At 61.1% G+C, this 283-nt stretch carries 1 protein-coding gene; it reads left to right on the forward strand.

The annotated features are described in order from the left end of the window. On the forward strand, window positions 1-283 hold a 283-nt coding region (locus ACYQ6T_RS10770; protein WP_459830718.1), incomplete at both ends, for a restriction endonuclease subunit S.

Here is a 283-nt window from a genome sequence, read left to right on the forward strand (position 1 = left end):
TGAATGGCAAGATTCTCGGTAATTGTGTTTTTGCCCTTCCCCCCCTCCCCGAACAAACCGCGATCGTCCGTTTCCTCGACTACATGGACCGGCTGATTCGGCGCGTCGTCCACGCCCGGCAGTGGCAAATCAAACTGCTCGAGGAGTACCGGCAGGCTCTCATCCACCAGGCCGTCACCGGCCAAATCGACGTCCGCAGGGGCAAACCCTATCCTGCGTACAAAGACTCCGGCGTCCCGTGGCTCGGCCAGGTGCCGGAGCATTGGGAGGTGCGACGGCTTAA

It is taken from the genome of Hydrogenophilus islandicus (genome assembly GCF_054657095.1).